At 65.1% G+C, this 23,259-nt stretch carries 21 protein-coding genes; 14 read left to right on the forward strand and 7 right to left on the reverse strand.

The window, feature by feature from the left end:
* Positions 1-12 precede the first annotated feature (12 nt).
* From boxC to KUW62_RS00540, 6 genes are all read left to right on the forward strand, one after another.
* Positions 13-1,668, forward strand: a complete 1,656-nt coding sequence (gene boxC / locus KUW62_RS00515; RefSeq protein WP_224813561.1) for a 2,3-epoxybenzoyl-CoA dihydrolase — start codon at positions 13-15, stop codon at positions 1,666-1,668.
* A 101-nt stretch (positions 1,669-1,769) separates the two neighbouring features.
* A complete protein-coding gene (gene boxB, locus KUW62_RS00520; protein ID WP_224813562.1) occupies positions 1,770-3,218 on the forward strand; it encodes a benzoyl-CoA 2,3-epoxidase subunit BoxB in 1,449 nt (482 codons plus the stop codon).
* A 50-nt stretch (positions 3,219-3,268) separates the two neighbouring features.
* Positions 3,269-3,727 (forward strand): flavodoxin domain-containing protein, encoded by a 459-nt coding sequence (locus tag KUW62_RS00525; RefSeq protein ID WP_224813563.1) that lies wholly within the window; start codon positions 3,269-3,271, stop codon positions 3,725-3,727.
* The gene (locus KUW62_RS00530; protein WP_224813564.1) at positions 3,728-4,159 is read left to right on the forward strand and encodes a thioesterase family protein; all 432 of its coding nucleotides are present in this window, start codon (positions 3,728-3,730) and stop codon (positions 4,157-4,159) included.
* A 6-nt stretch (positions 4,160-4,165) separates the two neighbouring features.
* Positions 4,166-5,059, forward strand: coding sequence for a helix-turn-helix transcriptional regulator (locus KUW62_RS00535; protein ID WP_224813565.1), 894 nt, complete (start codon positions 4,166-4,168; stop codon positions 5,057-5,059).
* Positions 5,056-7,116 carry a 3-hydroxyacyl-CoA dehydrogenase NAD-binding domain-containing protein gene (locus KUW62_RS00540; RefSeq protein WP_224813566.1) on the forward strand — a complete coding sequence of 687 codons (2,061 nt, stop codon included), beginning with the start codon at positions 5,056-5,058 and terminating at the stop codon, positions 7,114-7,116. Before KUW62_RS00535 ends, KUW62_RS00540 begins: the two co-directional genes overlap by 4 nt.
* 182 nt (positions 7,117-7,298) lie before the next feature.
* On the opposite strand, the gene KUW62_RS00545 is transcribed toward KUW62_RS00540, so the two are convergent.
* Entirely contained in the window at positions 7,299-8,507 is a 1,209-nt protein-coding gene (locus tag KUW62_RS00545) for a cytochrome P450 (protein ID WP_224813567.1), read from the reverse strand.
* Positions 8,508-8,715: 208 nt separating this feature from the next.
* Here KUW62_RS00545 and KUW62_RS00550 point away from each other — a divergent pair, with 208 nt between their 5' ends.
* Positions 8,716-9,567 (forward strand): B12-binding domain-containing protein, encoded by an 852-nt coding sequence (locus KUW62_RS00550; RefSeq protein ID WP_224813568.1) that lies wholly within the window; start codon positions 8,716-8,718, stop codon positions 9,565-9,567.
* 6 nt (positions 9,568-9,573) lie between these two features.
* Here the strand turns inward: KUW62_RS00550 and KUW62_RS00555 are convergent, their stop codons facing one another.
* The 3 genes from KUW62_RS00555 to KUW62_RS00565 form a co-directional block, all read right to left on the reverse strand.
* Positions 9,574-10,278, reverse strand: a complete 705-nt coding sequence (locus KUW62_RS00555; protein ID WP_224813569.1) for a YafY family protein — start codon at positions 10,276-10,278, stop codon at positions 9,574-9,576.
* A gap of 96 nt (positions 10,279-10,374) precedes the next feature.
* Complete coding sequence (locus KUW62_RS00560) at positions 10,375-10,749, reverse strand: VOC family protein (protein WP_224813570.1); 375 nt, start codon at positions 10,747-10,749, stop codon at positions 10,375-10,377.
* A gap of 93 nt (positions 10,750-10,842) precedes the next feature.
* Positions 10,843-11,415 carry a DUF1285 domain-containing protein gene (locus tag KUW62_RS00565; RefSeq protein WP_224813571.1) on the reverse strand — a complete coding sequence of 191 codons (573 nt, stop codon included), beginning with the start codon at positions 11,413-11,415 and terminating at the stop codon, positions 10,843-10,845.
* A 130-nt stretch (positions 11,416-11,545) separates the two neighbouring features.
* Between KUW62_RS00565 and KUW62_RS00570 the strand changes: the two genes are divergently transcribed.
* Genes KUW62_RS00570 through KUW62_RS00585 form a run of 4 tightly spaced genes read left to right on the forward strand, consistent with a single transcriptional unit; the run spans position 11,546 to position 18,262 of the window.
* Positions 11,546-12,553 carry a MoxR family ATPase gene (locus tag KUW62_RS00570; RefSeq protein WP_224813572.1) on the forward strand — a complete coding sequence of 336 codons (1,008 nt, stop codon included), beginning with the start codon at positions 11,546-11,548 and terminating at the stop codon, positions 12,551-12,553.
* A complete protein-coding gene (locus KUW62_RS00575; RefSeq protein ID WP_224813573.1) occupies positions 12,550-13,437 on the forward strand; it encodes a DUF58 domain-containing protein in 888 nt (295 codons plus the stop codon). The genes KUW62_RS00570 and KUW62_RS00575 overlap by 4 nt, the downstream gene beginning before the upstream one ends.
* A complete protein-coding gene (locus KUW62_RS00580) occupies positions 13,434-16,190 on the forward strand; it encodes a DUF4159 domain-containing protein (protein ID WP_224813574.1) in 2,757 nt (918 codons plus the stop codon). The genes KUW62_RS00575 and KUW62_RS00580 overlap by 4 nt, the downstream gene beginning before the upstream one ends.
* Before the next feature lie 2 nt (positions 16,191-16,192).
* The gene (locus KUW62_RS00585) at positions 16,193-18,262 is read left to right on the forward strand and encodes a hypothetical protein (protein ID WP_224813575.1); all 2,070 of its coding nucleotides are present in this window, start codon (positions 16,193-16,195) and stop codon (positions 18,260-18,262) included.
* Between the two features lie 329 nt (positions 18,263-18,591).
* On the opposite strand, the gene KUW62_RS00590 is transcribed toward KUW62_RS00585, so the two are convergent.
* From KUW62_RS00590 to KUW62_RS00600, 3 genes are all read right to left on the reverse strand, one after another.
* Positions 18,592-18,942, reverse strand: a complete 351-nt coding sequence (locus KUW62_RS00590; protein WP_224813576.1) for a hypothetical protein — start codon at positions 18,940-18,942, stop codon at positions 18,592-18,594.
* A gap of 67 nt (positions 18,943-19,009) precedes the next feature.
* A complete protein-coding gene (locus KUW62_RS00595) occupies positions 19,010-19,609 on the reverse strand; it encodes a DUF6434 domain-containing protein (RefSeq protein ID WP_224813577.1) in 600 nt (199 codons plus the stop codon).
* 3 nt (positions 19,610-19,612) lie between these two features.
* Positions 19,613-20,026 carry a CopD family protein gene (locus tag KUW62_RS00600; protein WP_224813578.1) on the reverse strand — a complete coding sequence of 138 codons (414 nt, stop codon included), beginning with the start codon at positions 20,024-20,026 and terminating at the stop codon, positions 19,613-19,615.
* 128 nt (positions 20,027-20,154) lie between these two features.
* Between KUW62_RS00600 and KUW62_RS00605 the strand changes: the two genes are divergently transcribed.
* The 3 genes from KUW62_RS00605 (at position 20,155) to KUW62_RS00615 (ending at position 23,258) form a co-directional block, all read left to right on the forward strand.
* Positions 20,155-21,600: an FAD-linked oxidase C-terminal domain-containing protein gene (locus tag KUW62_RS00605; protein ID WP_224813579.1), complete on the forward strand. Its 1,446-nt coding sequence runs from the start codon at positions 20,155-20,157 to the stop codon at positions 21,598-21,600.
* 109 nt (positions 21,601-21,709) lie between these two features.
* A complete protein-coding gene (locus tag KUW62_RS00610) occupies positions 21,710-22,909 on the forward strand; it encodes an FAD-binding protein (RefSeq protein ID WP_224817006.1) in 1,200 nt (399 codons plus the stop codon).
* A 4-nt stretch (positions 22,910-22,913) separates the two neighbouring features.
* The gene (locus tag KUW62_RS00615) at positions 22,914-23,258 is read left to right on the forward strand and encodes a hypothetical protein (protein WP_224813580.1); all 345 of its coding nucleotides are present in this window, start codon (positions 22,914-22,916) and stop codon (positions 23,256-23,258) included.
* The last annotated feature ends 1 nt before the right edge of the window (position 23,259 follow it).

Here is a 23,259-nt window from a genome sequence, read left to right on the forward strand (position 1 = left end):
CAGGAGATTCCCATGTCCAAGGTCATCGACTTTCAGACGGACCCGTCCCGCTATCGCCATTGGCGCGTGGACTACGATGGCCCGGTGGCGACGCTGACCATGGATGTTGACGAAGATGGCGGCCTGTTCGAGGGCTACCAGCTTAAGCTCAATTCCTACGATCTAGGCGTCGATATCGAGCTTAATGACATCGTGCAGCGGATGCGGTTCGAGCATCCGGAAGTGCGGGTCGTCGTCATGCAATCGGGCAAGGACAAGGTGTTCTGTGCCGGTGCCAATATCCGGATGCTGGGCGGGGCGGCCCATTCCCACAAGGTCAACTTCTGCAAATTCACCAACGAGACGCGCAACGCCTATGAAGCGGCGGAGGCGGAATCGGGCCAGAAATACGTGGCCGCCATCAAGGGCGCCTGCGCGGGCGGCGGCTACGAACTGGCGCTCGCCTGTAACCACCTGATGCTGGTGGATGACGCGACCTCCTCCGTTTCCCTGCCAGAGGTGCCGCTTCTGGCGGTGCTGCCCGGCACAGGTGGCCTGACCCGTGTGACGGACAAGCGCAAGGTGCGCCGCGATCTGGCGGACGTGTTCTGCGCCACGGAAGAAGGCGTGAAGGGCAAGCGCGCCGTCGAGTGGCGGCTTGTGGATGAGGTCGTGCCGAATTCCACCTTCGACAAGGTGGTGGCAGACCGCGCCCGGGAATTCGCCGCGGCCAATCCCCGCGATGCGCAGGGCATCACGCTCGGGCCCCTGCAAAAGACGCTCTCCGATGACGGGTCCATCGCCTATTCGCTTGTCAAGGTGCAGGTCGACCGCGCCGCGCGCACCGCGACCATTACGCTGAACGGCCCCGATGCCGATGCCCCGGCGGATATGGACGCACTCCATGCCGAGGGCGATCAATCCTACATGCTACGCTTGGCCCGCGAGTTCGAGGATGCGATCCTGCATCTGCGCCTGAACGAGATGGAATGCGGCCTTTGGACCCTGCGTACGCAAGGCGACCCGGCTCGCCTGATCGCGCACGAGGCGCTTCTGCGCGACAATGCCGATCACTGGCTGGCCAATGAAATCCGCCATTACTGGAAGCGCACCCTGAAACGGCTCGACGTGACCTCGCGCAGCCTCGTAACGCTGGTGGAGCATGGCTCCTGCTTCGCGGGGGTCTTGGCGGAACTGATCTGGGCCGCCGACCGATCCTACATGATGGAAGACGAGTTCGAGGGCGACAATCGCCCGATGGCGACCATCACCCTGACACTGGACAATTTCGGCGCCTACCCGATGGGCAATGACCTGACGCGGCTGCAAACACGCTTCCTTGCCACCCCCGACGCGGTCGATGCGATGCAGGACCAGATCGGTGCGCCGATGGACGCGGCCGAGGCCGAGGAGAACGGCCTCGTGACGATGATCATGGACGACATAGATTGGGAGGATGAGATTCGCATCATCCTCGAAGAACGCGCCAGCTTCTCCCCCGATGCGATGACGGGGATGGAGGCGAATTTGCGCTTCGCAGGTCCCGAGACGATGGAAACCCGCATATTCGGGCGGCTGACGGCCTGGCAGAACTGGATCTTCAACCGGCCCAACGCCGTGGGCGAAAACGGCGCGCTGCAACGCTATGGCAGCGGTATCCGCGGCGAATACGACATGGAACGGGTGTAGCCCGCGCAACGGTGGGTTTCACCCACCCTACGGGACTCGGCGAGGCCGTACCCGATTGACACTGTAGGGTGGGTGCAACCCACCATCCGGGAGGATAGACAATGACCGCACAAGACGTTGAATACGACACCCAGATCCCCAATAACGTCGGCCTCGGCCAGGACCGCAAGGTTTTGAAGGCGCTGGAAAAATGGCACCCGGGGTATCTGGATTGGTGGAACCGGCTGATCCCCCAGAATTTCCAGGAAAGCATGGTCTATCTGCGCACCGCCGTCTCCGTCGATCCCAAGGGATGGGCGAAATTCGATTACGTGAAGATGCCCGAATACCGCTGGGGCGTGTTGCTTGCACCGCCCGTGGAAGGCCGCACGATTCCGATGGGTGAGCACGCGGGCCAGCCCGCGTGGCAGGAGGTTCCGGGCGAATACCGCAACATGCTCAAGCGCCTGATCGTGATCCAGGGCGACACGGAGCCGGGCAGCGTGGAACAGCAACGCTTCCTCGGCCTGACCGCGCCGTCGCTTTATGACATGCGCAACCTGTTTCAGGTGAATGTTGAAGAAGGACGCCACCTCTGGGCGATGGTTTATCTGCTGCAAAAGTATTTCGGCAAGGATGGCCGGGAAGAGGCCGATGACCTGCTCCGCCGCTCTTCCGGATCGGACGAGGCACCGCGGATGCTCGGCGCCTTCAACGAGGAGACGCCGGATTGGCTCAGCTTCTTCATGTTCACCTACTTCACGGACCGTGACGGCAAGATGCAGCTGGAAAGCCTCGCACAATCAGGCTTCGATCCGCTCAGCCGCACCTGCCGCTTCATGCTGACCGAGGAAGCCCACCACATGTTCGTCGGGGAAACCGGCGTGGGCCGCATCGTGCAACGGACCTGTGAGGCGATGGCGGAGGCGGGCATCACCGACCCCACCGATATCGGGCGCGTGCGCGATCTGGGCGTCATCGACCTGCCGACGATCCAGAAGAAGCTGAACATGCATTATTCGTTGTCGCTGGACCTGTTCGGGCAGGAAGTTTCGACGAATGCCGCCAACGCTTTCAACGCGGGCATCAAGGGCCGTTACATGGAGCAGCGGATCGACGATGATCACCAGTTGAAGGACGCAACCTATGTCGTGAAGCTGATCGAGGACGGCAAGATTCTCGACAAGGAGGTGCCCGCGCTGACCGCGATCAACATGCGCCTGCGCGACGATTACATCCGCGATGCCTCCGGTGGCCTGCGCCGTTGGAACAAGATGATCCAGCGCACCGGCATCGAGTTCGAGCTGAAGCTGCCGGACCAGGCCTTCCACCGCCAGATCGGTGTCTTCTCCGCCATCAAGGCCGATCCGGAGGGCAACCTGATCAGCGAGGTGGACTGGCAGGCCAACAAGGACAATTGGCTGCCCACCAAGGCCGACGGCGAATTCATCCAGTCGCTCATGGTGCCCTGCTACGAGCCTGGTGAATATGCCGGCTGGATCGCGCCGCCCAAGGTCGGCATCGACAACAAGCCGGGCGATTTCGAGTACGTGAAGCTGCACATGGCATGATCGTGGCCTGGCGGGACGTGTCCCGCCACCCGACCCAAAGGACGAAAGCTATGAACATTCATTTTCTCTTCGGCACCGAAACCGGTTCGGCCGAGATGCTGTGCGAGGATATCCGCGACGCATTGGGCGACGGGTTCGATTGTGAGATCACGTCCCTGGGAGAAGTCGATCCCGCCACGCTCGATGCAGACACGTTCTACTTCTTCGTGACGTCCACCTATGGTAACGGCGACCTGCCCGTGACGGCGCAGCCCTTCTACGACAAGATCGTGGAGACGGGCCAGGACCTCAGCCATGTGCGCTTCGCCATCTTCGGGCTCGGCGACATGGTGTTTTCCGAGACCTTCGCCTTCGGCTCCAAGATCCTGATGGAGAAGCTGCTGGAACAGGGCGCCACCATGGTCGGCGAACGCTGCATCCACGACGCGTCTTCCCCCGACATGCCCGAAGATCTGGGTATCCCCTGGGCGCAGGAGATCGTGCAGCAACCCAAAGCCAAGGCCGCCTGAATGCAACCGCGCCCCGACGGTGCCTTCGTCCATGATGTGCGTGTCACCTGGGGCGATTGCGACCCCGCCAAGATCGCCTATACCGCGCGGCTTCCGTGGTTCGCGCTTGATGCCATCGACGCCTGGTGGTCCGAACATCACGGGCCCGGCGGCTGGTATCATATGGAGATCGACACCAATGTCGGCACGCCTTTCGTGCGGCTGGAGATGGATTTCAAATCCCCCGTCACGCCGCGCCACATCCTCAAATGCCACACTTGGCCCTCGCGCCTTGGCACCAAGTCCGTGACCTTCCGGGTCGATGGCGTGCAGGACGGCACCACCTGTTTCGAGGGCGCGTTTACCTGCGTCTTCATCATCGCCGATCAGTTCAAATCGCAACCCGCCCCGCCGTCCCTGCGTGCGCTGATCGAACCCCACATCCCCGGTTGAGGTCCCATGTCGAACCAGGATGCCCATCCCCCCCTTGCGGTCGATGCCGCCATCTCCGCCCTGCAATCCCGCGTGGGCGACCGGGTCCGGGCCGCGCGCGCCTCCATCGGCATCTCGCGTCGGGTCCTGTCGGAGATGTCGGGCGTCTCCCCGCGCTACCTTGCGCAGCTTGAAGGGGGCGATGGCAATATCTCCATCGGGCTCTTGCTGCGCGTGGCCGATGCCTTGGGCGTCTCGCTGGAAACCCTCGTCGCGCGCTCCGACCTCCCGCCGGAGGCGCTGCGCATGGGCGAAGCCTTCGCCGCCGCCGATGAACCGACCAAGGCGCGGGTGCGCGAAATGCTGTCGGGGGCCACGACCAAGGCGGGCCGTATCTGCTTGATTGGCCTGCGCGGCGCAGGCAAATCCACCCTCGGCGCCGCGGCGGCAGCGGCCTTGGATGCCCCTTTCGTGGAGCTCAACCGCACGATCGAGGCATCGGGCGGCATGCCCATCGGCGAGATCATGGCGCTCTACGGCCCCGAAGGCTATCGCCAGTTGGAGGCTGATGCCCTGAACCAGATCGTCGCCGACCACGACCGCGCCATCGTCGCCGTTGCCGGTGGCATCGTGGGGGAGGCGCAGACCTTCGACCTCCTGCTCGACCGTTTCCACACGATCTGGGTCAAGGCCTCGCCCGAGGAACACATGGACCGCGTGCGCGCCCAGGGGGACACGCGCCCAATGGAAGGCAACCCGCAAGCCATGGCGCAATTGCGCGTCCTTCTGACGAGCAGGGAGGCGGAATATGCCCGCGCCGATGCCATCCTCGACACGAGTGGGCAAAGCGTCGACGACTCGCTGGAACGCCTTCTGGCCCTGACCGCGCGGTTGGGCTTCATCACCGGGGATATCCCATGAATGTGACGACCAGATCCGAGGGGCTGACCGGTTTCGTCACCCTCGACAATCCCCCCGTGAACGCCATCGGCAAGGAGATGCGCCAAGGCCTGCTGGACGCCGTCGCCTGGGCGGAGCGAGAGAATTTCGACCGGGTGATCGTCACAGGCGCGGGCCGCGCCTTCGCCGCCGGGGCCGATGCGAAGGAATTCGACGGCGCGGCGCTGGAACCCTACCTGCCGGACGTCTTGGACGCGATCGAGAAAAGCTTCGTGCCCTGGATTGCCGCGATCAACGGGGTGGCCCTTGGCGGTGGCGCGGAAATCGCGCTGGCCTGCCGGATGCGCATCGCCGCGCCCCAGGCGCAGATCGGCCTGCCCGAGGTGACACTTGGCGTGATCCCCGGGGCGGGCGGCACCCAGCGCGCCATGCGTCTGACGGGCCTTGAAACCGCGCTCGACATGATCGCCTTCGGGCGGCCGCTTCGCGCGGGCGCGGCGCTGAAGGCCGGGCTGATCCACGCGGTCGAAGATGATCCGATGGACGCCGCCGACATGGTCAACACCGAGGAGCTTCAGTGCATCGTTCCCACGTGGGAGCTGCCCGCCCCCGACCACGACGCCGCCGCCTTTGACGCCATCCGCGCACGCCTCGCGCAACGCAGTCCGGGCCAGATCGCCCCGCTTCGCGCCGTCGACGTGGTGGAACAGGGCCTCAGCCTTCCCTTCGATCAGGCGATGAAACTGGAACGCGCGACCTTTTTGGACCTCAAGGGGGGCGACCAATCCCGTGCCCTGCGCCACATATTCTTCGCCGAACGCGCCGCCAAGCCGCCCAAGGACTTGCCGCCCGCGTCTGAATTGACCGAAATCGCCGTGGTCGGTGGCGGAACCATGGGTGCGGGCATCGCCTATGCCTGCCTGTCCATCGGCCTGCCCGTAACCCTTCTGGAAAGCGATGCGGAGGGTGTGGAACGGGCTCAGGCCAATATCGGCCAACTTGTCCAGACCGGCCTTGACCGGGGGCGCCTTTCCGATGACGGCGCGCGGGCGCTGCGCGACCGGCTAACCGTGACCACGGACTACGCCAAGGCCGCAAATGCCCCCCTCGCCATCGAGGCCGCGTTCGAGGATATGGAGGTCAAGAAAGCCATCTTCGCGCAACTCGACGCCGCACTTTCGCTCGACGCGGTGCTGGCCACCAACACCTCCTACCTCGACGTGGATGAAATCGCGGCCAGCACCAACGAGCCCTCGCGCGTTCTGGGCCTGCATTTCTTCGCGCCCGCCCATATCATGCGCCTTCTGGAGATCGTGAGGGGCGCGCGCACCTCTCCCAGGGCGCTCGCCACCGGCTACGCCCTTGGCAAGCTGCTCAAGAAGGTGCCGGTGCTGGCCGGTGTCTGCGACGGCTTCATCGGCAACCGCATCTATTCCCGCTACCGCGAGGCCGCCGATACCGTTTTCATGGATGGCTCGACCCCGTGGGAAGTCGACGAAGCGATGGTCAATTTCGGCTATGCCATGGGGCCTTACGAGGTGGCGGACCTGTCGGGCCTTGATATCGGGTACGCCGCGCGCAGGCGGCAGGACGCGACGCGCGATCCGAACCGGCGCTATATCCCCATCGCGGACCGGATGGTTGAGCTTGGCAAGCTCGGCAAGAAAGTCGGCGCGGGCTGGTACCGCTATCCCGGCGGCGGCGGCAAGGTCGAGGATCCCATCGTCGCCGATCTGGCCCTGGAAGAGGCGCATTTCGCCGGGATTGAGCGGACGGACTATACCGAGGATCAGATCGTGGAACGGCTGGTGCTGGCGATGATTAACGAGGCCGCGGACGTGCTGGCCGAGGGGATCGCCCAAAGCGCCGCCGACATCGACCTTGTCACGGTGTTCGGCTACGGCTTCCCCCGCTGGCGGGGCGGTTTGATGCATTATGCCGACACGCTCGGCGTGCCGCATATCGTGGAGCGGATCACCGCATTACAGGCCGAGGACCCGGTGGCATGGAAGCTTTCGCCGGTGCTGGAGGAATGCGAGAAGCGCGGTCTGAGCCTTGCGGAATGGTCGACGGAGTAAGCGCGACGACCCCATCCTTGTTCCCGGAAAATACCTGCCGGAGGCATCCTTCATTCGGTCGCCACGCGGGTGCAGGGGCTTGATCTGCGAAGGCTCGGCAAATGGTTAAGAAATAATTAACAAGAATGCTGAAACGTAGCCCTTTCAGATACTTAACCCACCTTATCAAGCGTGATAACCGGCTACTTTACCCGGATCGGTAGGCTCGTGAACCCCCGGAACCGCGCCAGTCCCAACCGCTCGCGCGGGCCGTTCGCGGCCAGTTTCGGAAACCGCGCGATCAGCCGTCCCAACGCGATCTTCCCCTCCATCCGCGCGAGCGACGCGCCAAGGCAGACATGGATGCCCGTGATGAAGGCGATATGCGGGTTCGGCTTGCGGGCGATGTCGAAATGGTCGGGATCGGCGAAGACCTCCGGATCACGGTTCGCCGCCGCGATGGAGGTGTGGATGTAGGTCCCCTTGGGGATCATGGCGCCGGAGGGCAGCGCGATATCCTCCCCCGCCAGCCGGTTGCCGATCTGAAGCGGGCTTTCTACCCGCAAGCATTCCTCCACCGCCGTTCCGATCAGGTCGGGATCGTCCAGAAGGCGGCGATGCTCTCCCGGATTGTCGAGGAAAAGCCCCACGGAATTGCCCACGAAAGAGGTCGTCGTCTCGTGCCCGGCATTGAGCAGGAAGATGCAGTTCTGGACCAGCTCTTCCTGGGTCAGCCGACGCCCGTCATGTTCGCCGAAGATCAGTGCCTCAAGCACTTCGCCCTCGCCCGCACCGTCGGGATTGTTGCGGCGATGGTCGATCAGGTCGCTCAGGATCGCGCCAAACTCCGTCACCGCATCATTGCCCGCCTTCATCTGCGCCTCCGACACCACGGGGTCGAGCGCGCCCAGAATGGCGATGGAATACCCGCGCAGCTTTTCGCGATAATCCTCCGGCACACCCAGCATGAAGCTGATGATCTCCGTCGGCAGCATCATTCCGAAATCGGCGATCAGGTCCAACTCCCCCAGATCTTCCACCCGGTCCAGAAGCTGGTCGACGATCCCCTCGATCAGGCGCTCCATCACCACCAGCTTGCGCGGCGTGAACGCGGCGGAGATCAGCTTGCGCACCACAGTGTGATAGGGCGGATCGTTGAAAATCAGCGACGTGGTGTGATGCACCTTCAGCGGGCATTCCCCGAACTTGGCCCCGAACGCCTCCGTCTTGTCCGACAGCATGTCGCGGGACCGGTACGTCGCCAGGCAATCGTCGTGCCGTGTCAGGTAGACGGAGCCGTCGCTATTGCGGTGAACCGGATCGTTGCGCCGCAGGGCCGCAAGGGTGGGATAGGGGTCTTCGATGAAATCCGGCCCGATGGCGTTCAGATCGAATTGCGCGACGTCCAGCATTTCATCCCTCCCTTTCCGCGCAACTATCCTTGGCGGACGCACGGGGGGCAAGGGGCTTGGCTGATGCGTGATGTCGCCCTGCTGCGTGACGAGGTGTCGCGAGATGTAAACTAAAGTTGACATATCAGGTGTAATCCACTGAGAATAAATCCGGGCGAGTCCCGCAGCGTCTTGGACAGGCGCGAAGATGCGGCTCGGCCTATGAGGGATGACCGTGACGAGGATGTACAACCAGAGCGGGGCCGCGGATGGCCGCTTGGACACGCTGGATGGACGGCAGAGACTGGCGCGCGACCTGTCGGTCAATGCCCTTGATGCCTTGGCGAAGCAGGCCATGGCGCAAGTCAAGCGAGAGTTCCGGGAAGCCGCGATTTCCTGCACGATCGAAGGCGCGGATCCCATGCCCCACATCATCGCAATGGCCCACGCGCTTGCCGATCCGGAAAGCGATCTTTTCGATACATTGGTCCAGGATCTGCGTGAGACCGGCATCACAGTAGACGTGTTGTGTGATTCCTACCTTGCGCCTGCCGCCCGGCAATTGGGGGTCTGGTGGGCCGAGGACCGGATGACCTTCGCGGAAGTTACGGTCGCCACGACCCGTGTTCAGGCACTGCTGCGCGGTTTGCCGAAAGGCCGCGCGATACCGGGGCAGGACGATAGCAAAGCCGCGATCTTCGCCGCTGCACCGGGGGAGACGCATACCCTCGGCGTCGTGATGGCAGCCCACCACTTCCGCCGCTTGGGCTGGGATATCGGCCTGCATCTGGGATTGGACGGCATGGATCTGGCTGGGGTCATATCCGAGGATTCGCGCGATCTGGTCGCGCTGAGCTGCGGCGGACGTCACGGTGCGGAGGCGCTTCGGCGGCTGATCGTGGATCTGCGCATGCGGCGACCGGAGCTGGCAATCGTGCTGTGCGGCGAGATCGTTCAGGACGCGGACGCCCTAGCGGATTTGCCGGAACTCGACGGGACAGTGACCTGCCTTGGCGATGCCGAGCACGCCCTGCGCGCCGCGCGCCAGATCCGCATCAACGCGACCGGCCACGCCGTCTGAATTATTTTACGAAATCTCGTCCCGGCGCTCTGCGCGAGGGCTCACCTCGCCATAGAACGTATCGAGGCTTTGCTCGGGCGTCGGCGTGAAGGGGCCGATCATCGTGGCACTGGCGATACGATCGAGCCGGAACATGCGGAAATCGTCGCGCAACTCGCACCACGCCACGAGTGTCCAGACGGCCCCCCAGAACCACAGGCCGAGGGGTCGGATCGTGCGGTCCGTCTCTGCCCCCGCCTCATCCCGGTAGGCGAGTGTCAGGCGCTCGGTCGCCTTGATGGCATTCTCGACCGTGTCGATGATGGCGCGGGTTTCCGGGGCGAGTGGCCGTGTCGTCCAGGCCTCGAACCGCAGGGCATCGGCCCGTTTGCGCACGGGATCGGGCAGGATCGCGGCGATCTTGTCATGCGCGCTTTCGGCGCCCTTGGCCATGGAGGACCCGCCCCAGGTTCGGACCATGCGCGCGCCCACCGATAGCGCAATCGCCTCCTCCTCCGTGAACATCAGGGGCGGCAGATCGTAGCCATCGCGCATCATGTAACCAAGGCCCGCTTCGCCGTCGATCGGCACACCGTTGCCCTGCAAATGCGCGATGTCGCGGTAGATCGTCCGTTCCGACACTTCCATCGCGCGGGCGAGTTCGCGCGCGGTGGTCAGGGTTCCGGGACGCAGGCGGTCGATGAGGCGGAAAAGGCGGTCGGCACGGCGCATGGGCTTCACTCTAGTCTCGGGCTTTACCCGTGGAAAGCGGCGGGCGGAGGGCGAGGCGGCACGACCGGATCACATCCGGCCGCGCCCTCCCAAACCTCAGCCGTTGGCCTTGAACATGGCGATCGAATTGCCATCGGGATCGCGGGCGTAGAAGAAGGTGCCCGGCGTAATGGCGATATCGGGGCTTTCGACCTGACCGCCCGCATCGGTGATGCGCGCGCGGGCTGCATCCAGGTCGTCCGGAACGACGAAATGGATCGTCGCCCCCTCGCGGGAAGGTTTGCCGGGGTAAAGATGCCCGCCGATGCCGGGGGTATTGTCATTGAAGCTGAGGAAGACCGCCGGGTTCGGGCCGGTGTGATCCACCGTCAGGCTTTGCTGAAGGACGGCGCCGTAGAAGGCCTTCGATGCGTAAAGATCGCTGACCGCGATCTCAACCCAGCAGACGCTGTTATGGGGGGTGTCGGACATCTGGTTCGCTCCATCTGGTATGTCGATGAAGGCGGTCTAGCATCCCCCTGCTGACAGCGTTCTGTCAGGAGCGTGGCAGGGTGCAAGGATTTTCTAGATGTCCAATTCGGCCACCGGGATGATCGGGAAGAATTGGCCGTCCGACCAGACCCCGAACATCTCGACCCCGTCGACCTCGTGGGATTGGCCGAGATCGACAAGCCGATAGAAGCTCTTGCGGTCAATCAGCGCCTCCAAGCCCGCCCGGATGTGGATGTAGGGCGACGGCACCCCATCCTCACCGCGCTCTACCCGGATTGCGTGATCGGCCCCGGCCACGACACGATCGCCGACATTCGTGGTGAAGGCGATGGATTGATCCGCGCCCTCACCGGCAGCCTCCAGATCCACGGCGACGAAGGGCGCGTCCACCACGCGAATGCCGACCTTTTCCACGGGCGTTACGAGGTAATACTTGCCGTCTTCCAGCTTCAGGATCGTGGAGAACAGCCGGACCAGCGGTTTGCGGCCGATGGGCGTGCCTTCGTAGAACCACGTCCCGTCGCGCCGGATTTCCATGTCGAGATCGCCGCAGAACTCCGGATTCCACAGGTGAACGGGGGGCAGTTTGCCCTGTTTCGCAGCATCCTGCGCGGCTTTGAGCAATTGGTCGGTGGCTGGCGTCATGGATTTGTCCCTTCGAGGCGCGCTTTCACGATCATTTGTCCGTCAATGCCTTTTGCCATTTGTGGTCGGAGGAATAGGTCTGTTACCTGTTGGACGCATATTTAATTTAACGCACGCGCGGAGCATTACCATGGCCCTACCCGAACCCCCTGTCGCCCAGATCGAGGCGCTCGGCGCCAAGCTGGGGGAGGCGAAGACCTCCATCGCGCAGAAGATCATCGGCCAGGAAGAGGTTGTGGAGCTGTCGCTGGCCGCGATGCTGTCGGGCGGTCACGCGCTGCTCATGGGCCTGCCGGGCCTGGGAAAGACGCTTCTTGTTGACACGCTGTCGACGGTGATGGGGTTGAGCGCAAATCGCGTGCAGTTCACGCCCGACCTGATGCCGGCGGACATCCTCGGATCTGAAGTGTTGGAAACGGCGGACGATGGCTCCCGCAACTTCCGGTTCATCGAAGGCCCCGTCTTCTGCCAGCTTCTGATGGCCGACGAGATCAACCGCGCCAGCCCGCGGACGCAATCGGCCCTGTTGCAGGCAATGCAGGAGCGTGAGGTCACGATTGCGGGGGAACACCGGCCGCTGCCCGCGCCATTCCACGTGCTTGCCACCCAGAACCCGATCGAGCAGGAGGGGACCTATCCCCTGCCCGAAGCGCAGCTTGACCGGTTTCTCGTGAAGATCGACGTGCCCTACCCGGATCGGGAGACGGAGCGCGGCATCCTGATCGCCACGACCGGTGTGCAGGAGGCCGTTGCGACCGAGGTCTTCACGCCCGCGCAATTGATCGAGGCGCAAGGCGTCGTCCGGCAGATGCCGGTGGGGGAGACGGTGGTGGAGGCGATCCTGGACCTCGTCCGCGCCTGTCGACCGGAAGAAGGCGACGCGCCCGACGTGGTGAAAAACGCCGTCGCCTGGGGCCCCGGCCCGCGGGCCGCACAGGCGCTGATGCTCACGGCACGCGCGAAGGCGCTGCTGGACGGGCGCCTGGCGCCGTCGATCGACGATGTCGCTGCACTGGCCCGGCCGGTCCTGTCGCACCGCATGGCGCTGAGCTTTTCGGCCCGGGCGGAAGGCGCGGTGTTGGAACAAGTGATCGACGAGGTCACGGCACGGGTGACGCGGATCGAGGCGGCGGCTTGAACGAGCTCACCCTCCATTCCCCCGAAACGCTCCGGTCCCGGTCCGAAGCGGTCGCGGCATCGCTGCCGCCGCTGATGGCCGATGCACAGCACCTTGCGGCCACGGTGCTGCTGGGTGTGCACGGACGCAAGCGCGCGGGGACGGGGGACGAGTTCTGGCAGTACCGTCCGGCGGAACAGGGCGACAGCTACCGCGCGATTGATTGGCGACGCTCCGCCCGGTCGGATGGCCATTTCCTGCGCCAGACGGAGTGGCAGGCCGCCCAGGCGGTGATGCTCGGGGTCGATGACGCGGCGTCCATGACGTTTTCGGGCCACAAATCGCGCCCCTCCAAGCTGCGCCGTGCGCAGACATTGGCAATGGCGCTTGCGATCATCGCAGTGCGCGGCGGCGAGCGGGTCGGCCTGACCCACCTGGCGGAACCGCCGCGCGGCGGTCAGGCGCAGTTGGTGCGGCTGGCATCGGCGATGATGGACGGCGGGGAGCGACCCGAATACGGCGCGCCCAAGCCGCAGGTCATGCCATCGGGCGCGCGGGCGGTGTTTTTCAGCGACTTCCTGGGCGACCCTGCCGCAATCGAAAAAGTCCTTGGCCGCGCGGCGGATCGCGGCGTGAAAGGCGCGCTGGTCCAGGTGCTCGACCCCGATGAGGAAGCGTTTCCCTTCGACGGACGGACGCTTTTCGAAAGCATGTCGGGCGCGATCCGGTTCGAGACGTTGAAGGCGAAATCCCTGCGTGAGGACTACCTCGCCCGTCTGGCCGCGCGCAAAGCCGCGTTGCGTGACATGACCCGCCGGACCGGGTGGCGATACCATGTCCATCATACCGATGCGCCCGCCGAACCCACGCTTCTGTGGCTCTATCAAGCGTTGGAGCGGCAATGATCGGCGCCTTGGGATTTGCCACGCCGCTTCTGTTGCTCGCGTTGATCGCGCTGCCGGTGCTGTGGTGGCTGCTGCGCGCCGTGCCGCCCGCGCCAATCAAGCGGCGGTTCCCGGGCATCGCCCTGCTTCTGGGCCTGAACGACGACGAGAGCGAGACGGACAAGACGCCGTGGTGGCTGTTGCTCTTGCGCATTGCGGCGGTGGCGGCGGCGATCATCGGCTTTGCCGGTCCCGTTCTGAACCCGGCGGAGGAACGTGCGGCCGGTGATGGCCCGCTTCTGATCGTGCTGGACGGATCATGGGCCTCCGCCCGCGACTGGCAGGCGCGGCTGGATCGGGCGGGGCTGCTTTTGGACGATGCGGGCCGGGCCGGGCGCGAGGTTGCGGTGGTGCAATTGACGGACCTGCCCGCAGGTGAGCTGTCCCTCCAAGCCGCAAATGCTTGGGCACCCCGTGTGCCATCTTTGACGCCGGAACCTTTTGCGCCGGATATGGCAGCCGCGGCGGAATGGGCCGCGGCGCTTGAAGGCCCGCTTGAGGTCTTCTGGTTTTCCGACGGGATCGACCACGCGGAACGGGCGGAGCTGGCCAGCGTGTTGGCCGATCTTGGCCCCTTGTCCGTGTTTCAGGGCGATCGGGACCTGATCGCCCTTGCGCCGCCACGGTTCGAGGATGGCGAAATCCGGGTCGATCTGACGCGGCTTGGCAGTGACACGCCCCGGGAGGTCATGGTCGTGGCCCACGGTCGCGACCCCGCGGGCCTGCCGCGTGATCTGGCGCGGACCCAGGCCAGCTTCGGCCCGGGGGAGATGGTGGCCACAACCGCCTTCGACCTGCCGCCGGAATTGCGTAACCGGATCACACGGTTCGAATTGGCGACGGAGCGCCATGCGGGTGCCGTGGCCTTGACCGACGACGCATTGCAACGCCGCCAGGTGGCCTTGATTTCCGGCGGGGCGGCGGATGAGCAGCAGGCGCTTCTGTCGCCGCTGCATTACCTGCGACAGGCGTTGGAGCCGACGGCGGACCTGATGGAAGCCGCGCTCAGCGACGTGCTCGTTGCCTCCCCCGATGTGATTATGCTGGCCGATGTGGCCACACTCGCCCCCGACGAAGAGGCGCAATTGGTCGAATGGGTCGAAAACGGCGGGTTGCTGGTGCGCTTTGCGGGCACGCGGCTGGCCGGATCGGATGTAGCACGGGAGGAAGCGGGACCGTTGATGCCGGTGCGCCTGCGAGTCGGTGGCCGCACGGTGGGCGGTGCGATGTCCTGGGGGGAACCCAAGGCGCTTGAGCCGTTCGAGGAAGGTTCGCCCTTTTTCGGGCTGGCGATCCCCGACGACGTTGAAGTCACGAGCCAGGTGGTTGCGCAGCCCGACCCGACGCTGAGCGAGCGGACAATCGCGAGCCTGACCGACGGCACACCACTTGTGACCCGCGCGGCGGTGGGGCAGGGCTCGGTGATCCTGTTCCACGTCACGGCCAACGCGGAATGGTCGACGCTGCCCCTGTCGGGCCTGTTCGTGCAAATGCTGGAACGGCTGGCGATTTCCACCCGGCCCGTCGCCCCCGACGCCGCAGATCTGGAAGGCACGATCTGGACACCGGAAGAGGTGCTGGACGGCTTTGGCGTGCTGCGCGATGCGGGTACACGGCCCGGTGTGGAAGGGGAGGACCTGGCGGATGCGCCCCTGTCCGCCGACCTGCTGCCGGGGCTCTATGCTGGCGAGGATCGCCGCCTTGCGCGCAATGTCATCGCGCCCGACACCGCCCTTGTCGCGGCCAGCTGGGGTGCGGATGTCCCGGTGGAGGGGATGTCGGTCGTCCTGCCCACGGACCTGATGGCCGCGTTCTTGACGGCTGCCTTAATCCTTCTTCTGGTGGATGCCATCGCGGCCCTTTGGCTCGCCGGTCGCCTTTCGGGCCTGACCCGCGCGGCGGTGATCCTGGCCGCACTGTCCTTGCCGCAAACTGCGGACGCGCAACTGACCCCGGACGAGGAACTGGCGCTCCTGGCGACGTCTGAGGCGACGCTGGCCTATATCCTGACCGGCGACGCGGAGGTGGACGAGACGTCCCGCGCCGGATTGCAGGGCCTGTCGAACACGCTTTACCAACGCACCTCCGTCGAACCCGCGCCGCCCATCGGCGTGACGCTGGAGACGGATGAACTGGCGTTTTTCCCGATGATCTACTGGCCGATCACACCCGATCAGCCGATCCCGTCCGCCGCGGCCTATCGTCGGTTGAACGATTACCTGCGCGGCGGCGGCATGATCGTCTTCGACACCCGCGACGCCCATGTCGGCAGGTTCGGCTCCGGCACGCCGGAGGGGCGGCGGCTACAGGTGATCGCGGCGCCGCTCGATATTCCGCCGCTGGAGCCGATCCCCGAGGATCACGTCCTGACCCGCACCTTCTACCTGTTGCAGGATTTTCCGGGCCGTCACATCAGCCCCGATGTCTGGGTGGAGGCCGCGCCCATAGATGCCGAACAGATCGAAGGGATGCCGTTCCGAAACCTCAATGACGGGGTCACGCCGGTGCTGATTGGCGGCAACGATTGGGCCGCCGCATGGGCGCAGGATGAAACCGGTCGGCCGCTTTTCCCGGTCGGGCGCGGGTCCACGGGCGACCGGCAGCGGGAGATCGCGCTGCGCTTCGGTGTGAACCTTGTGATGCACGTGCTGAGCGGGAATTACAAAAGCGACCAGGTCCATGTGCCTGCCTTGCTGGATCGGTTGGGGCAATAGAGATGGCGAACCAGATCCTCTTCGATCCGCATCTGACTTGGCCCGTCATTTACGTGCTGAGCGCGGCCGTCATGCTGATCGTCGGGCTGTCGATCTGGAGGGGGCTGGCGGGGTGGCCGTTCCGCCTGCTGGCGGGCGCGGCGCTGCTTCTGGCCCTGATCAATCCGTCCCTCCAGGCGGAGGAGCGGGAACCGCTCACCGATATCGTGCTGGTCGTGGTCGATGAAAGCGCGAGCCAGCGGATCAGCGACCGACCGGACCAGACGGCGGAGGCCCTGACGCTGGTCGAGGCGGAGATCGAGGATCTAGGCATGGAGGCCCGGATCGCGCGGGTCAGCGATGCGGAGGACAATTCCGGCACAAGGTTGATGGCGGAGCTTCAGCGCATGATGGCGGAAGAGCCGCGCGCGCGGGTGGCCGGTGCGCTTCTGATCACCGACGGGCGTCTGCACGATCCCGAACTGGTCCCCGACATGCCCGCCCCCATTCACGCGCTGATCACGGGGCGCGAGGGCGATTGGGACCGCCGCCTTGTGATCGAGACGGCCCCGGCGTTCGGCATCATCGGCGAGGAATTGTTCCTGACCCTCCGGATCGAGGATCAGGGAGCCGTGCCGCCCACCGCGTCGGGCGGACGATCGGATATCGTCATCGCGATCGACGGCGGGCCGCCGCAGACCTTTACCGTCCCAGTGGGTGAAAGCCTTGAATTGCCCCTGACCCTGGAACATGCGGGCCAGAACGTGATCCAGTTCACGGTACCGGAGGCGCAGGGCGAGTTGACCACGCGTAACAACGCCGCCGTCGTGCAGATCAACGGCATCCGCGACCGCCTGCGCGTGCTTCTGGTGTCGGGGGAGCCGCATCCGGGGCAGCGCACGTGGCGCAACCTGCTCAAAGCAGACCCGAGCGTCGACCTGGTGCATTTCACCATCCTGCGTCCGCCCGACCGCCAGGATGGCGTCCCGGTCAGCGAGTTGAGCCTGATCGCCTTCCCGACCCGCGAATTGTTCATGGAGGCGGTCGACGAATTCGACCTGATCATCTTCGACCGTTACCAGCGGCGTGGCATCCTGCCGATGCTCTACCTCGATAACATCCGGCGGTATGTGGAGGATGGCGGCGCGCTGCTTGTCGCGGCGGGACCGGATTTCGCCGGGGCATCCTCGCTCTACCGCACACCCTTGGCCGACATCCTTCCCGGTCGCCCCACCGCGCGGGTGATCGAGGAGCCTTACCTGCCGGTCATCTCCGAATTGGGGCAGCGCCACCCGGTCACGACCGGACTGGAAACCGAACACACGCCCCTGCCGGGCAGCGAAGACCCTTGGGGCCGCTGGTTCCGTCAGATCGAGTTGACGGAACAAGGCGGCCAGACCGTGATGCAGGGCGCCAACGGCGCGCCGCTGCTGATGCTGGACCGGGTCGGCGACGGGCGCGTGGCGCTTCTCGCATCGGACCACGCATGGCTGTGGGACCGGGGCTTCGAGGGCGGTGGTCCGCAACTGGAGCTTTTGCGCCGTTTGGCCCATTGGATGATGGGAGAGCCGGACCTCGAGGAAGAGGCGTTGATGGCCGAGGTCGACGGCCAGAGCATCAACATCACGCGCCGCACCCTGTCGGACCGCGCCGGTGCCGTCACGATCACCACGCCCGATGGCGAACAGATCGAGGTGCCGCTCGAAGAAAGCTCTCCGGGCGCGTTCACCGCACAGATAACGGGCGAGGAGCAGGGCCTTTACCGCCTGTTGGAAGGCGATCTGGAGCGGGTCATCGCGCTTGGGCCCGCCGCGCCCCGCGAATTCGAGGTGACGATTGCGGGCGACGAGGCGATTGCACCTATCGCCGCGCAATTCGGGGGAACGACGGCGCGGATCGAGGATGGTTTGCCGGACCTGCGACGGGTGAGCGAGGGGCGCACGGCCTTCGGACGCGGCTGGATGGGGCTGAGCGCGCGGGATGCCTATGTCACGACGGACGTGACGGTCACGCCGCTGGTTTCCGCTTGGTTATTCCTGCTGATTGCCGCGGGCTTGATGCTGGCCGGTTGGTTGCGCGAAGGACGGCAGTAGTCGCGCCTCAGACGTACAGGAGCCCGTGGCAGGTCGGGCAGCGTGTCGTGCGCCGACCGAGGCACCCGTCGCAGCGGGTGAAAGCGGGGTGGCCGTTCGAATCGGCGCCCGACATGACCTGACCCGATCCACCGCACAGGCGGCAGGCGGTTTGCCCGGTGCCGTGGCACCTGTGGCACCGGACCTGTTTCGGCTTCGCGCGGCGCTTGCCAACGTGATGAGGCGTGTAGGTATCCATATCGGTCTCCGTGTCGCAGAGCTTCAGGATACAAGTCAAAAGTGGCAGGACACGCGCATTTTGATGGCGCTGATGCGGCGGGTCGGGCGGATTATTCCGGCACGTCGACAGGCCAGATGGTCTCCGACCAGCCGTCTATATTGGTTCTCGTGCGGATGAAAACCTGGGCCGTCCCCTCGGGGATCAGCACCCCGGACGTGGAGCGTGTGAAGGGCTGCTCGTTCACATGGGGATGGGCCAGCGGACGCTCCCCAACCACGGTGCCATCGGCAAGCTCCACCCGCCAACCGTCGGCGTAATCGTCCCACCCGGTATCCCCGTGGGCAATTGTCACGTCGAACCGGTAACCATCCGCGCTTCCGATGATCGCGGTCTCCACCACCTCCGCGTCATCGGCATGGGCGGGCAGGGTGAGCAGGAGGAGGGGGATGAGCATACGCATAGGGGATTTATAGCGGCCAATGCCGGGGCGCGATATCACATGGGCGCGAGCGGGGTGCGGGCGGCGATCAGTCGCCAAGGGACAGGTCCGACGGGTCATAGACGTGCCGGCCATCGGGGGAGGGGCGCTCGATCTTCCGTGCCCAGATCCGGCGCACTGCGTCCATGTCCAGATCGGGATTATCGGCCAGGATGTCTCGGGTGAACTGGTTGAATTGGTTATGGGGCCGTATCTGCGTCTGCCAATTCGGATCCTTCTTTCGCGCCTCAAGGACGCGCCAGGCGTCACAGGCATCCGCCAATGTCTTGCCGGCATTGGCCTTGAGCCAATCCATGAACGCGATGGAGAAGGTGAATTTCTGCCCCAACTGCGCCTTGAAGAAGCGGCGCACGTTTTGAGTATTGCGGTAGCTGTCGGTCAGCACCGTATCGGGCGTCAACGCCGCGCTGTGCCAATCGAACGCGGAGGTCGGTTTCGCGGGCTTCGCCTTGGGCAGATCACGCTGCCCGGTATCGAGGAAATGCGCGATACGGTCGAGGATATCGAATTTCGCGCCGGTGGTTCGGAGGCCAAGCGTGCGGGCGTGATCCACCAGTTCCGCCTTGCGCCAATACCATTGCTTCAGGTCTGCGCCGGTTGTGCAGGTCGCGATGGACGGGCGCGCCATGGATCAGCCCCAAGGTTTGTAGACGACAAGGATCAGAACGCCGATGGCACCGAGCACGCTGATCTCGTTATAGATCCGCAGCCAACGGTCCGATTGCTCGAAAATGCCTTGGCGGGCCTTCAGGATCAGACGCCCGGTCCAGCCGTAATGGGCCGCAAGGGCCGCCACGACCGCGATCTTCGCATGGCTCCACGCGGGCCAGCCCCAGAGATGCGCGAGGTAGAGGCCGGACAGAATCGCGATGACGCCCAGGCCCAGGGAAAAGCGGTAAATGCGGATCGTGAGGTCACCCGTTGGCCCGAATGCACCGGTCGCAGCCCATTCCCGTTTCCAGAAAATGATCGCGCGGGGGGCGGCGAAGATGCCGGTCATCCACCCCAGAACACATAACAGATGCAAGACCTTGACCCATTCCATGGCCCGGTTCTGGGGGCAAAAGGGCGCGCCTGCAAGTTGCGACGGAAGATGCGAATGACAAAACCTTTGCTTGATGGCGTGATTGGTTATATATTTTTACCAATTCCACGATTTGCGGAGGATCACCCATGGAAATGCCAAAGCCCGATGCAAGCGTTCTGGCACGGAAAGCCCGGATCGTGGAGCTCCTGACCAAGGTGCTGCCTTCCTCCGCCGTGATCCACGACGAGACGGAGACGCGCGCCTACGAATGCGACGCGCTGACCGCCTATAAATGCCCGCCGCTTGCGGTGGTGCTGCCCTCGTCCACCGAAGAAGTGGCGGAGATCCTCAAGATCTGCCACGCGCAGGGCGTTCCGGTCGTGCCGCGCGGGGCGGGAACGTCGCTGGCGGGCGGGGCCTTGCCCACGGCGGACAGCGTGATCCTTGGGGTGGCCCGGCTGAACCGCGTTTTGGAGACAGATTACGAAAACCGCATCATCCGGGTACAGACCGGGCGCACGAACCTGAGCGTGACCGGCGCGGTGGAGGCGGAGGACTTCTTCTACGCACCCGACCCGTCCAGCCAGCTGGCCTGCGCCATCGCCGGCAATATCGCGATGAATTCCGGCGGCGCCCACTGCCTGAAGTACGGTGTGACCACGAACAACCTTCTAGGCGTTACGATGGTGACGATGGAAGGCGAGGTGATCGAGATCGGTGGCGCACATCTGGACAGCGGCGGCTACGATCTTCTGGGCCTGATCTGCGGCAGCGAAGGCCAGTTGGGCGTGGTGACAGAGGCGACCCTGCGCATCTTGCGAAAGCCCGAGGGCGCGCGGCCCGTCCTGATCGGGTTCGACAGCAACGAGGTCGCGGGGGCCTGCGTGTCGGACATCATCAAAGCCGGTGTCCTGCCCGTTGCGATCGAGTTCATGGACCGCCCGATCCTTGAGATCACGGAGCGCCACGCGAAGGCCGGCTATCCCGACTGCGAAGCGTTGCTCATCGTGGAGGTCGAAGGCTCCGAAGGGGAGATCGACGCGCAACTTGGCCTCATCAAGCAGATCGCACGGTCCCACAACCCGGTCGAACTGCGCGAGGCGGAAACCGCGGAGGAGGCCGGGCGCATCTGGCTGGGACGCAAAAGCGCCTTCGGCGCGGTCGGTCAGGTGGCCGATTACATGTGCCTGGACGGCACGATCCCGGTGAGCGAATTGCCGAGGGTCCTGAAGGGGATCGAAGAGATCGCAGACAAATACGGGCTGAAGGTCGGCAACGTCTTTCATGCCGGCGACGGGAACATGCATCCGCTGATCATGTTCGATGCCAACAAGCCGGGCGACCTGGAACTGTGCGAGCAATGCGGCGCGGATATCCTGCGGCTCTGCGTGGAGGTGGGCGGCTGCCTGACCGGAGAGCACGGGGTGGGCGTGGAGAAACGCGACCTCATGGGCGCGCAGTTTACCGAGGCCGACATGGAAGTGCAGATGAAGGTCAAGGATGTCTTCGACCCGGCGTGGTTGCTGAACCCGGCCAAGGTGTTCCCCCTGGCGGCCTCCGCCCGTCGCCGCGAGAAGGATTTCGCTGCTTGACGGCACCGACCGACCGGGGTTCCACCCCGGACCCCGCAAAGGGGGGCTGTCTGCCCCCCTTTGATCCCCCCGAGGATATTTGAGGCACATGGAAGGAGCGGGCGCGATGTTGAGCCCTGCGAGTGAGACAGAACTGGCCGAGATGATTGCCGGGGCCGCAGCACCTTTGCGCATCCGTGGGGGTGGGACGCGATCCATCGGCGCCGCGGGAGCCGGAGAGGTCCTGAGGACCGATGCGCTGTCGGGTGTGGAGCTCTATGAGCCCGGCGCGCTGACCCTCGTCGTGCGCGCGGGCACGCCGTTGGAGGAGGTTGAGACGCTGTTGGCCGAGGAGGGTCAGATGCTGCCCTTCGAGCCGCCACGGATGGCCGGGGTTCTGGGGCGGGACGGTGTGTCTACCATCGGAGGCGTGGTTGCCGCCAATGCCTCCGGCCCGCGCCGGTTCCAGGCCGGGGCCTGCCGGGACGCGCTGATCGGGGTGCGCTTCGTCGATGGTACCGGGTCGGTCCTGAAAAACGGTGGTCGGGTGATGAAAAACGTCACCGGCTATGACCTGGTGAAGTTGATGGCCGGGTCGTGGGGGACATTGGGCGTGCTGAGCGAGGTGGCATTCAAGGTCCTTCCGAAGCTCAACGGGGCGACATTGCGCGTCCACGGGGTGGAGGGCGCGCGCGCCCTGGACGCGATGACGCGGGCTGTGACATCGCCCTTCGATGTCAACGGCGCGGCGCTCGTTCCGGGGGAGGGCGCGTATCTGCGGGTCGAGGGGTTGGAGACCTCCGTCACCTACCGCATCGGCAAGTTGAAGGATCTGTTGGGGGATCTGGGCGAGATCGAGGTGATTGACGACCCGGAGGCCTCCGCCGCCCTGTGGCGCGACCTGCGGGACGTGGCGCGGTTCGCGGACGGAACGGCGGCGCTGTGGCGGATATCCATGAAAGCGTCGGACATGGTGGCAACCTTCCTGTCCGGTCCCTTGCGGGAGGTCGCGTTCGACTATCAGCTGGATTGGGCCGGGGGCCTTGCATGGGTGCGCCTGTCCGAAGATGCCGCGGCGCACGCGGCCACCACGCTGGGGGCGGGCGGGACCGGCGCGGAGGCCGGCATCGTCGCCTTCCACCGGCACCTGCAGAACATGTGCCGCGCGCAGACGGGCGGCCACGCCACCCTGTTCCGGGCACCCGACAGCGTCCTGTCACAGGTTGATGTGTTCCAGCCCGAGGCCGCTGGCGTGGCGCGTCTGTCGGCGGGCTTGCGGGCGAAGTTCGACCCGCGCGGCATCCTGAATCCGGGGCTGATGGGGACATGATACGATGAGCGCCTTTGCCCTGACGGGATTTGCAGGCTTCGTGGCACTCTACTGGGTGCCGGTCCTGCTGCCGCCGATGATCGGGTGGCCGGTGGCGGGCCTCCTTGCCATGCTGGCCGGTCTCGGCACGATCATCGCGCTCCTTACACCACCGGCGCAGAGTTTCGTCGACCTGGGGCCGTTCGTGTTCTCGGTCGCGGGAATTCTTGCCATCGGCGCGACCGCTCCGGCGGCTTTGGTCCAGTGGATCGGTGTGCGCGGCGGTCCCTCTTTGCGCCTCCGCGTCGTCGGGTTTCTCGGCGCGCTACTCCTCTCGGCGGGGCTGCTCGCTATCTTCCTTTCCTTCTGAC

Origin of the sequence: Hasllibacter sp. MH4015 (genome assembly GCF_020177575.1) — a bacterium.
Classification (GTDB): Bacteria; Pseudomonadota; Alphaproteobacteria; order Rhodobacterales; family Rhodobacteraceae; genus Gymnodinialimonas.

Coding starts and splice junctions, on each gene's coding strand:
- KUW62_RS00560 (WP_224813570.1), bottom strand. CDS start 10,749: ATGTCCGACACCCCCCATAACAGCGTCTGCTGGGTTGAGATCGCGGTC.
- KUW62_RS00525 (WP_224813563.1), top strand. CDS start 3,269: ATGAACATTCATTTTCTCTTCGGCACCGAAACCGGTTCGGCCGAGATG.
- KUW62_RS00580 (WP_224813574.1), top strand. CDS start 13,434: ATGATCGGCGCCTTGGGATTTGCCACGCCGCTTCTGTTGCTCGCGTTG.
- KUW62_RS00590 (WP_224813576.1), bottom strand. CDS start 18,942: ATGCGTATGCTCATCCCCCTCCTCCTGCTCACCCTGCCCGCCCATGCC.
- KUW62_RS00535 (WP_224813565.1), top strand. CDS start 4,166: ATGTCGAACCAGGATGCCCATCCCCCCCTTGCGGTCGATGCCGCCATC.
- boxC (WP_224813561.1), top strand. CDS start 13: ATGTCCAAGGTCATCGACTTTCAGACGGACCCGTCCCGCTATCGCCAT.
- KUW62_RS00540 (WP_224813566.1), top strand. CDS start 5,056: ATGAATGTGACGACCAGATCCGAGGGGCTGACCGGTTTCGTCACCCTC.
- KUW62_RS00595 (WP_224813577.1), bottom strand. CDS start 19,609: ATGGCGCGCCCGTCCATCGCGACCTGCACAACCGGCGCAGACCTGAAG.
- KUW62_RS00605 (WP_224813579.1), top strand. CDS start 20,155: ATGGAAATGCCAAAGCCCGATGCAAGCGTTCTGGCACGGAAAGCCCGG.
- KUW62_RS00600 (WP_224813578.1), bottom strand. CDS start 20,026: ATGGAATGGGTCAAGGTCTTGCATCTGTTATGTGTTCTGGGGTGGATG.
- KUW62_RS00530 (WP_224813564.1), top strand. CDS start 3,728: ATGCAACCGCGCCCCGACGGTGCCTTCGTCCATGATGTGCGTGTCACC.
- KUW62_RS00570 (WP_224813572.1), top strand. CDS start 11,546: ATGGCCCTACCCGAACCCCCTGTCGCCCAGATCGAGGCGCTCGGCGCC.
- KUW62_RS00565 (WP_224813571.1), bottom strand. CDS start 11,415: ATGACGCCAGCCACCGACCAATTGCTCAAAGCCGCGCAGGATGCTGCG.
- KUW62_RS00550 (WP_224813568.1), top strand. CDS start 8,716: ATGACCGTGACGAGGATGTACAACCAGAGCGGGGCCGCGGATGGCCGC.
- KUW62_RS00615 (WP_224813580.1), top strand. CDS start 22,914: ATGAGCGCCTTTGCCCTGACGGGATTTGCAGGCTTCGTGGCACTCTAC.
- boxB (WP_224813562.1), top strand. CDS start 1,770: ATGACCGCACAAGACGTTGAATACGACACCCAGATCCCCAATAACGTC.
- KUW62_RS00545 (WP_224813567.1), bottom strand. CDS start 8,507: ATGCTGGACGTCGCGCAATTCGATCTGAACGCCATCGGGCCGGATTTC.
- KUW62_RS00555 (WP_224813569.1), bottom strand. CDS start 10,278: ATGCGCCGTGCCGACCGCCTTTTCCGCCTCATCGACCGCCTGCGTCCC.
- KUW62_RS00585 (WP_224813575.1), top strand. CDS start 16,193: ATGGCGAACCAGATCCTCTTCGATCCGCATCTGACTTGGCCCGTCATT.